Genomic DNA, 1,091 nt, shown 5'->3' on the forward strand with positions numbered 1-1,091 from the left:
TACGGCGCGTTGAGCGCCCGGCAATCCTCGGTTTTCCACCCGATGGTGATCTCCGCACCAAGCTCGACTTGTGCCGAACCGTCCGAATTGGGCAGCTTGATCACGAAATCCTCGTGGCCGCACACCGATACACGGGTGCGCACGTGATCGCCAAAATAGATCAACTCAGTAACACGCGCGCTAAACACATTAGGCAGCGAGCCAGGCGCCGGATTCAACTTCACTCGCTCTGGCCGCAACGAGAGCACGGTCGGCCGGCCGGCCGTCTCGACGTTGATGGCCAGCGCCTGCACGGTGCCGGCGCTCGGAATCTCCACGGTGCAGATCATGCCGTTCATCGCCACAATCTTCCCATGCAGCCGGTTGTTTTTGCCGATGAACTCAGCGACGAAAGCGTTTTGCGGCCGCTCGTAGAGCTCAGCCGGCGCAGCGAGCTGCTGGATAGCCCCGTCGTTGAACACCGCTATGCGGTCCGACATGGTCAGCGCCTCGCGCTGATCATGCGTCACATAGACCACGGTGACGCCGAGATCCTCGTGGATATGCTTGATCTCAATCTGCATGTGCTCGCGCAGTTGTTTGTCCAGCGCGCCGAGCGGCTCGTCCATCAGCACGAGCTTGGGATCGAAGACGAGCGCGCGGGCCAGCGCGACACGCTGCTGTTGGCCACCAGAAAGCTGGCCAGGTCGGCGTCCGCCATAGGCGCCGAGCCGAACCATATCGAGCGCCCGCCCGATCCGGGCCTCGGCCTCGGCCCTGCCGACTTTTCGAACTTTGAGAGGGAAGGCAAGATTCTCTTCCACAGTCATATGCGGAAAGAGAGCGTAATTTTGGAACACCATGCCGATGTCCCGCTTATGTGGCGGCACCTTCTCGATCGACCGACCTGCCAGCAGGATCGAACCATGGGTGGGCGCCTCGAACCCCGCCAGCATCATGAGTGTCGTCGTCTTGCCGGAGCCGGAAGGCCCCAGCATCGTCAGAAACTCGCCCCGCTCGATCTCCATGTTGAGATTCTTAACAACGAGCGTCTCGCCGTCATAAGTCTTCTGAATATTCCAAAACCTAACAAACGCATCGTGTGTGCGTGG

At 60.4% G+C, this 1,091-nt stretch carries 1 protein-coding gene; it reads right to left on the reverse strand.

The window, feature by feature from the left end; all coding sequences use genetic code 11:
• The coding region (locus AC0L3C_RS36140; RefSeq protein WP_473410402.1) for an ABC transporter ATP-binding protein at positions 1–1,091 on the reverse strand (1,091 nt) is incomplete at both ends.

It is taken from the genome of Bradyrhizobium sp. WSM4872, from assembly GCF_055811715.1.